Origin of the sequence: Bradyrhizobium acaciae, from assembly GCF_020889785.1 — a bacterium.
GTDB lineage: Bacteria > Pseudomonadota > Alphaproteobacteria > Rhizobiales > Xanthobacteraceae > Bradyrhizobium > Bradyrhizobium acaciae.
This window is the reverse complement of sequence record NZ_JACMYK010000008.1, coordinates 116,114-125,822: the sequence shown is the minus strand read 5'-3', so window position 1 is coordinate 125,822 and position 9,709 is coordinate 116,114. Positions and strand designations below refer to the sequence as shown.

The 9,709-nt window shown below is 63.7% G+C and carries 2 protein-coding genes; both read right to left on the bottom strand.

Features of this window, described 5'->3' with window-relative positions:
* Window positions 1-7,890: beta strand repeat-containing protein (locus tag H8A92_RS06550; RefSeq protein WP_229195009.1), on the bottom strand; the 7,890-nt coding region annotated here is incomplete at its 3' end.
* 85 nt (window positions 7,891-7,975) lie between these two features.
* Window positions 7,976-9,319 (bottom strand): autotransporter strand-loop-strand O-heptosyltransferase, encoded by a 1,344-nt coding sequence (locus H8A92_RS06545; RefSeq protein ID WP_233285330.1) that lies wholly within the window; start codon window positions 9,317-9,319, stop codon window positions 7,976-7,978.
* Between the last annotated feature and the right edge of the window lie 390 nt (window positions 9,320-9,709).

The following is a 9,709-nucleotide window of genomic DNA, read 5'->3' as shown; positions in this document are numbered from 1 at the left end:
GGACACCAGGACCGTATTGGACGTGGTCCCCATCACGTTGAGGGTGCCGCCCGCGGAGACCGTGGTCCCGACACCGTTGGAGGATGCCGAGACCAATCCTCCCACCAGGACGTTTTCTATGCCGCCGCTCGAAACGAAGACGTTGCTCGTGACGGTGCCGCCAAGGTTGAGCGTGCCACCCGACAGTGCGATGTCGTGCGCCGTCGCGCCGGCGGAAACATTCAAGGCACCGCCGCTCGAAACGCCGATGAAGGAGACCGCGCCACCCGACGAGACATTCAACGTGCCGCCCGCGGAAATGCCGGTGCCGGATCCAGCCGCACCGCTGACGATGCCGCCGGCATAGACATTCTCGACGCCGCCGCTCGCGACGTAGGACTGACCGAGCTCCTTGCCGTAGACGTTGAAGACACCGCTGCTGGTCACACCCACGAAGGTTGCCGTTCCGCCGGCCAGCAGATTGAGCGTCCCACCGGAAACCCCGGTCCCCGATTGCGGAGAACCGCTGATCACGCCTCCGGAAGAGACGTTCTCGACGCCGCCGCTGAAGACCGCCTCGACCGCCGCATAGCCGCCGGAGAGAATATTCAGGATGCCGCCAGCATAGACGCCGGTTCCTGATCCACTCACGCCGCTGATCGTGCCGCCGGAATAGACGTTCTCCACACCACCGCTGGAAACAGCGACGCTGCTCAGCACTGTCCCGCTGACATTGAACGTGCCGCCGCTGGAAACGATGAGATGCGCCGCCGTACCCCCTGCGAGCAGGTTCACGGTGCCGCCGGAGATAAAGGTTCCCGAGCTGGTCGCGCCGGTGATCAGCCCCCCCGAAGAGACGTTCTCAATGCCGCCCGCGAACACCGTCGTCTGGCTTTGGACGGTGCCAAGCACATTGAGCGTGCCGCCGCTGGAGATAAACAGGTTGTCGGCCAGGCCGCCCGAAAGCACCGTCGCCGAGCCGCCATTCGACACTGTCGTGCTGGTCGCATCGCCGCCGGACGAGACCTGCAACTGACCACCACTCGACACGATCGTGCTGATCGTTACTCCGCTGTCGAACTCGATTCCGCCCCGGAGAACCGTGTTCAGGGCGGTCCCGCCCGACTGCACGGTCAAGGTCTGGCCACCACTGATCACCAGTCCGGAGCTGACCTGGCCATTGCTGACGACGATGTTGCCACTGGTCCCGCCACTGCTGGCGACCAGGAAGATATCGGTGCCGCCACCGTCAGCGGCGCTGCCGAACTGCGTGCTGAAGGTCTGGCTTGGATTGAGCTGGATCGTCAGCGTGCCGTGGTCGTTGGTCGCGATGTCAAGGACGTTGCCGGCGCCGAGACCGACGCTCGTGATCTCCGCCATGCTCACGCCCGTCAGATTGATCGTATCCGTGACGGCAAACCCGGAGATGACCGTGGTCGGCATCGCCGTGCCGTCGATCTCGAGCTTGCCGTTGGCGCCGACAAACACCACCGATCCGGATTCGGCGGCGCCGCCGCCGAGATCGGCCGTGCCGCCGGAAATCGTCAGCACACCACCAGCCATGATTTGCGTGTTCGACGTGGTGCCGTGGGACAACACGATCTCGGTGCCGCCGCTGGACACGGTGGTACCGATGTCAACACCGCCGGAGAGCACATTCTCGATGCCGCCAGATACAACCGTGACGTTGGAAGTGATCGTGCCGGTGACATTGATCGCACCGGATCCGGAGAAGGTGAGGTTGTGTGCCGAAGCCCCGGCCAAAATGTTGAGCACGCCACCGGAAAGCAGCGCGGCATGGTCGAACTCGGCACCCGAACTGACATTCACCGTGCCGCCAGAAATACCCGTACCGCTGCCGGGGATGCCGGTGACGACGCCGCCGGACAAGACGTTCGCGGTACCGCCGCCGTAAACAGCCATATTGTGGAGCATCGTGCCGGCAATATTGACGATCGCCCCGCTCGATACGCCGATATTGGTAGCCGAGCCGCCGGCCGAGATATTCACCACGCCGCCGGCGGACACACCTGTCCCGTTACCCGTGCCGCCGCTGATCAGCGCGCCCGACATGACGTTCAGGACACCGCCGCTGCTGACCAGGATATGGTCGGCCTTGCCACCGGACAGAATGTTGATCGTGCCGTTATCGCCGGTGAAAGTGCTGGCGTTGCCTGTTGCATAACCGCCAGAGGAAACGGTCTCGGTCCCGCCGGAGCCGATGAAGACATGGCTGAGCGTCGTGCCGTCCACGATCAGCGAACCGCCGCTTGAAACAGATATATCGTGCCCCGGAAGTCCGCTGGAGGACACGGTGTAGGTGCCGCCGCTGCCGACGAAGATGCTGCCGCCGCTGAGAATGTTTTCGCCCGAAACGGTACCACCGGCGAAAATCGCCAATTGCCCGCCGCTTCCGATCGTCGGATTGAGGGCAACGCCGCCCGAAACCGTCAATATCGCCAACAGGCCGGGAGAGTTTGCGCCGGATACGGTTGCCGAGATGCTTTCGCCCCCGGCGAGGACGTTCTGGTTGGAGCCGGACAGAATCTGGGCGCCGCTATCCACACCGCCGCTGATGATGGACTCGTAACCGCCGGACAGGATCGTTCCGGTGGCGCTGCCGCCGGCCGAGCCGGCATTGCTGCCAAAGGGCGTCAGACCGAGGTCAAGGAATCCCTGGCTGGACACGACAGTACCCGTCGCGGTGCCGCCGCTGAGCACGTTGAGGCCGCCGAAGCTGCCAACCTGGGTTTGCGATGCCGCTCCGCCGGAGGAAACCGTCAATATGCCGTAGCTGCTGTTGTTGGATCCGGCGATCTGCGCGGAAATGCTGACGCCGCCTGCCGAAACGGACTCGTTGCCAGCCAGGATCGCGGCGCCGGAGTCGACGCCGCCGCTCTTCACGGCTTCGAAGCCCCCGGACAGAATCGTGGTGCTGGTTGCACTCCCGCCATCGATCTCCATGTAACCGGCAGAAGCGACGGTTGCACTGAAGGCGCTGCCGCCGGACAGATATATGCCACCGCCGGTCTCCACGGTCGCGCTCGACGTCACGCCGCCGAAATAGACCACCTCGGAGCCGGCGGAAACGATGGTGCCAATCGCCGTGCCACTGTCGTTCTCGACACCGCCGTCGATGACGGTGTTGTTTACCGTGCCGCCGGCCAGCACCGTTAGCGTCTGACCGTTGCTGATCACCAGGCCCGTGCTGGTCTGGCCGTTGCTGACGGTGATATTACCGCCGCCGTTGCTGGTAAGGTAGATATCGGTGCCGCTGCCGTCTGCGCTGCGGCCGAACTGGTTGACAAAGCTCTGGGTCGGGTCGAGCTGAATGCTGAGCGTACCGTGATCGTTGGTCGCAATCTTCAGCACGTTGCCGGCGCCGAGGCCGACGCTGGTGATCTCCGACATGTTGACGCCGGTCAGATCGATGGTGTCGCCGATGACCAGGCCGTTGACGACCGTCGTCGGCATCGAAATCCCGTCGATCTCGAGCTTGCCGCCGGCGCCGGAGAAGATCACCGTCCCGCTTTCGGTCGATCCGCCGTTCAGATCGACGATGCCACCGGCCGAGATCATGACCAGGCCGCCCGACGAGACCTGCGTGTTCGACGTCGCGCCGAGATTCATGGCGAACAGCAAGCCGCCGCTCGAGACCTTGGCGCCAAGGCTGAGGCCGCCCGCCGAGACATTCTGGTTGCCGCCGGACAGAATCGTGGCGCCGGAATCGACGCCGCCTCTGGAGATGGCCTCGAATCCACCAGACAGGATCGTGCCCGTCGCGCTGCCACCAGCCGATCCGGGAATGCCGTTGAACGGCCCCTCACCGAGCTGAAAGTAGCCGCCGCTCAGCACGGTCGTGCCGGCCGCCGTGCCGCCGCTCAGCACGGTCATGCCGCCTAAGTTGGAGATCGTCGTTGCGGATACCACGCCGCCCGAGGCGACTAGTGCGCCGCCGCCACGCGCACCGTCGCCGACGAGCGTGGTGGACACTGCAAGACCACCGGAGTTCACGTTGAGCTGGCCGCCCGACACCGTCGTGTTGCTGGCCGTTCCGCCGGCCGCACCACCCTGCCCCTGGTAGGGCGGCACGCCGAGTTGCATGAAGCCGGCATCGCCGACAATGGTGCCCAGGGCCGTGCCGCCCGCGAGCACGATCTCCGACCCATTCGCCGTGACGGTGATGGCGGAGGTCAGGCCGCCCGACAGCACGTCGAGGATCAGGCCGGTACTCACCGGATAGCCGCTTACGACAGCGCCGGGACCCACCTCGAGGTTGGTGCCGCCACCGAACGTCGTGTTGGAAAGCTGCGAAACGGACGCTCCGCTGACGAGCTCAACGGCGCCGAAATTGGTGACCGTGACTCCACTGAGCGACCCGCCGGAGAACAACTTCAGCAGACCACCATTGACCCCCGTGGCGGTTGCCGCACCGCCGGAGAGAACATCGAGTTCGCCGCCGTTGATATTAGTGCCGTTCGCCACGCCTCCGGACGAAACGATTTCCAGGCCGCTGTAGAAAATGTTGATGTTACTGGCCGTGCTTCCCGCGAGATTGAGCTGGCCACCGTAGTTCACGTTGACATCATGCGCGGACGCGCCGGCCTGCAGGTTCAGGATGCCACCGCTGTTGACGGCAGCTTCGCTCACCGTGCCGCCCGAGGATGCATTCACGGTGCCGTTGACGTTGACCGTGGGAAAACCGGACGGATTGATCGATCCGCTGATGGCGCCGCCGGCAGAGACGTTCAGCGTGCCGCCGCCCGTCACGAACACGTTGCTTGTAGCCGTGCCGAGAAGGCCGAGTGTTGCCCCGCTCGAGACAGTCAGATCGTGAACGGTGGCGCCGGTTGCGATAGCGGCCGAGGCTCCTGACGACAGGGTAAAGAACTCGGACAGGCCTCCGGAGGAAACGTTGAGCGAGCCTCCCGACAGCGTGAAGGACTGGGCGTTGCCGCCTGAAAGTACGTTCAGCGCGCCTCCCGACACGGCGAAGCTCTGCACGCTGCCGCCCGAAGATACGTTCTCCGTGCCACCGGAGTAGATCGACGCGTTGCTGGTCTGAGACCCCGCGAGATTGAGGACACCACCGCTGCTGACGCTGAGGTCGTGGATCGTCCCGCCATTGTCGACCGCGACCAGACCGCCGCTGTTGATCGTGAAGAAGGAGAACTGACCGCCCGCGGTCACGCTGACTGTGCCGCCCGAGACACCCGTCCCGCTGCCGGGTGCACCGGTCTCGACGCCGCCCGAAAAAATCTCGACGAGGCCGCTCGAATAGACCGCAACCTGGCTTGTCACCGTTCCGGCGATGTTCATCGTTCCGCCCGAAGACACGGCGAGGAAGGACGCCGCGCCGCCCGAGGACACGTTGAGTGTGCCGCCCGCATAAACCGTGGAATGCCCGAGCGTCGCGCCGACCAGAACGTTGAGCGTGCCGCCGGAAACCCTGGTGCCCGAACCGGTGACGCCGTTGGCGTTGCCGCCGGCAAGGACGTTCTCGGTGGCGCCGGAGAACAGGAACGTGTTGCTGGTGATCGATCCCGCAACGTTGAGCGTGCCGCCGCTCGACACGGTCAGGTCATGCGCAACGCCGCCGATGTCGATATTGAGCTGGCCGCCACTGCTGACCGTCGTGCCCTGTTCGGTACCGAACACGTTCTCGGTGCCGCCGCTCAGCACGGTGCCGATCGCCGCACCGCCCGAGAGAACGTCGAGCGTCTGCCCCGCACTGATCACGAGGCCGCTGGAGGTCTGGCCGGCGCTGACCTTGATGGCCGAGCTGTCGATGAAGGTGATGTCCGTCCCCGCGCCGTCGGCGGCGCTGCTGAACGTGCCGCTGAACGTATCTCCGGGCGAAAGCTGCAGGTTGAGCGTTCCATGGTCGCTGGTCGCGACCGCCAGAACATTGCCGGCACTCAGGGTGATGCCGGTGATGTTTGCGGCACTCTCAGCGGTCAGATTGATCGTATCTCCGATGGCGAATCCGGAGATGACGGTGCCCGGCATGGCCGTGCCGTCGATCTCAAGCTTGCCGCCCGCGCCGGCAAAAATCACCGACCCTGACTCGGCCGCTCCGCCGCTCAGGTCAGCCGTGCCTGCGCCGGAAATCGTGACGACGCCGCCGGACAGGATCTGCGTGTTCGACGTCGTGCCAAAGGCGTAGACGTTCTGCTGGCCGCCGCTGGATATCGTGGTGCCGATATCGATGCCGCCCGACAGGACATTCTCGACGCCGCCGGAAACGACGGTGGCGCTGGACGTGATGGTGCCGGCCACATTGAGGGTGCCGGACCCGGAAAACGTCAGATTATGCGCAGTCGCGCCCGAATTGATGTTGAGCACACCACCGGAGAGAAGCGCTGCATGATCGAGCTCGGCGCCCGACATCACGTTGACGGTGCCGCCGGAAATGCCGGTGCCGCTGCCGCTGAGGCCGGTGACGATGCCCCCCGACAAGACGTTCTCGATGCCGCCGCCGTAGACCGCCTGATTGTGGAGCACGGTGCCGGCGATATTCGCAGTGCCGCCGCTCGAAACAGCGAAGAAGGCGGCCGAGCCGCCGGCAAGGATGTTCAAGGTGGCGCCGGCCGACACGCCCGTGCCGGAACCGGACTGACCGCTGATGAGGCCGCCCGAGTAGACGGTCTCGACCGCACCGGCCGAGATGCCGACATTGCTCAGCGTCGTGCCATAGACGTTCAGCACGCCGCCCGATTTGACGACGACATGATCGGCCTGGCCGCCGGACAAAACGTTGATCGTGCCGTTGTCGCCCGTGAAAAGGCCACCGCTGCCGCCACCGCTTCCGGTGATGAGGCCGCCCGACAAGACGTTGACCACGCCACCGCCGGCGACGAAGAGATTGCTCGTGACGGTGCCGGCGACGCCGAGGAGCGCGCCGCTGTTGACGGCCATATGGTCGAGCGTGCCGCCCGACAGCACGTTGACTTGCCCATTGTCAACGTTGTTGCTGCTACTGCCGAGCGCCGTCTCGATGCCGCCGGACGCAATGGTCTCGATGGCGCCCGACTTGACGAAGACGTCGTGCAGCGTCTGACCGGCCGAAACGGTGAAGAGCGCGCCGTTTTCAAGCGTGACGCGGCCGCCGCTCAGAACGGTCTCGCCGATCACCGTGCCGCCGCCTGCGATGTCCAGCAAACCATTGCTGCCGACTGTGGTCCCGCTCGCGACGCCGCCGTTCGACACGAATTGGGCGGCAAAGAACCCGGAACTGTTCGCGCCGGAAACCGTGGCCGAAACGCTGAGACCGCCGCTCGAGATATTCTGGTTGCCGCCGGACAGAATCATGGCGCCGCTGTCGACGCCACCGCTCGAAATCACCTCGTAGCCACCGGACAACGTCGTTCCGGTGGCGCTGCCGCCGCTCGAAATGACCAGGCTGCCGGAAATCCCGACCGTCGTGTTGGTCGCCGAGCCGCCCGAGGAAATCGCGACGTTGCCGTAGGAGCCCGCGCCGCCGGTGACGGTCGTCGAGACCACGAGCCCCCCCGTCTGGATGCTGACACCGCCACCCGACACGAGCGTGCCGCTTGCGGTCCCGCCGGCGAAAACGGCCGAACCGTTGCCGGGGTTGAATCCCAGCGCCAGAAAGCCACCGGCGTCGACCACGCCGTTGATGAGGGTCGCCCCGCTCAGAACGGTCTCGGCACCGCCCTGAGAGATGGTCGTGGAGGAAGCAACGCCGCCGGAGTCCACCTGCTCCTGGCCGCCGTTATAGACCGTTGTGCCGGTCGTGGTCCCGGAGTTGAAGATGAAGCCGCCGCTCAATTGCGTGCCAACGGCGCTGGCGCCGGGATCGATGATCAGCGTGCCGCCATTCAGGACGGTATCGCCGGTTTCAGTGCCAGAAGATACGGTAACGGTCACGCCGCCGGAAATCGTCTGCATGGCTCAGCCCCTGGGCCAGAATAAAAATCATTTGTCGGTTTCGGTCGTCGATGCCGCGTCCTCGGGCATCGACGTCGTCTACGCGCTACACTTTGGCGCTGACCGGAAATCCCGGTATGCGCTGAATAATCTGCTTGACGTGATCGGCTGTGATGAGCCGAGTGCATTCGAATTGCCGGGGTGAATTGGCATGCCGCGGGCACCACAGGAAATCCTTGTGGTCGAAACGCACCCGCGGGTCGTTCCAGCAACTGTTGCACGCGTGAAAATTGACAATCCGGTATGGCGTTTCGAATTCGTTGGTCGGATGGGTGAACCCGCTGATCATGACGACCGGCGTCCCCGAGGCCCATGCAAGCCAAGACAGGCCGCTCGACAGGCCGATGAAGAAGTCAGCGTGCTTCAGGTAGCGAAAGCGCTCGGCCAGCGGCTTGTCGCCGGTCTGATCCTCGGCACCATTCGGAATGTGATTCCAGATCAACTGGGTGCCGTGCGTGGCCTTCTGATCGATGCAGACCACCCGGTAGCCGGCCGCCTTCAGGAAATTGACGATCTCGCGCCAACCATGCGGGTTGTTCCAGTATTTGCTTTGCGTGGTGCTCTGAACCGCGATGCAGACGTAGGGTTCGGCAATCGGCCTCTCATCGTCCTTGATGACGATGCGCGGTGGCTGCTCGGTCGGATCGACACCCAGAATATAGCCCGCGGTTCGATGTAGCCCGACATGGCGGAAATCGGTCGGCTGATAGACGCAATCCTTGTCGTCGAAGAACAAGCCGACGCTGTAGGTCGCGTAATATCGCTCCGGCTTGACCTGTTCGTGCGTGATGAACTCGATGTCCGGATAGGCGTCGCGGAACAGCTCGACCAGCGGCGCCCCCATGGCGCAGCTCAGCTTGCAGCCATGCCTGTCCTTGAACTTCACGGCGTAGGGAAACCATCCCATCGTATCGCCGAGCGTCCCGACCGGAAACTGGATCAGTACATCGCGATCTTTCGCCGAGTATTCATGGTCAAGGACGGTTTCGCCCTGCTGGGAAACCTCGATTCCGAAACGGACGTAATAGCGCTTGCTGCTGTTGACAAAGCCGCCGGCGAATTCCGTCTCGAACAGCACGTTGCCGGTGTCGAGATCGCGAATCCTCACCTTCCAGGGCTGCTCGCCATGCGGGCAAACAATTCGCGCACCGTCATTGAAGTCGAACCGCACGCCCCTCGCGCCATCCAACGTCGGCGTTGACGCCGGTGCCGGATATGCGCGTTTTTGCTCTCCCGATGTTGCGGCAGATTCCTTTGGCTTGCTGTCTGTCGGATTGGTGTCGGATTGCGCATCAGGATCTTGCGCAATCTTTTCAACGCTGGTCGAAGAAGCCCCACTGGCAAGCTCAATCTTGCGATCGGTGCTGTGCACCGGGACAGCAATATTCATTCCAGCACGCCTTCAAAAAAAACTTCGATGAAAAACCCTTGCAACATCCAGTAACTTCAAAGCCGAGTCAACAACCTCCACCCAGCCGTCGGACCTTTTGTTGAATCGTCACAATAGCGAGCACCTGTAAGACATCCGCTGCTCGATCATGGTCGTCACAACCTGCCGTTGAGCCAAATGCACCGTGAGGCCGGGGCCTTGGAACCGCTTCCATCCAAATGGGCTATTACATCCCTATCATTCCTTCCGCGCTTGAGGCGCCGGACCCGGATGTCTCGCAAAAACGTACACGTTATCCCCACCAGAAACATTTGTACACATTTGGTCGGCGTCGACTCCGCAACACGCGACCGCCGACCGACGCATGGTCGTAAGTGTCTGACACAGTAC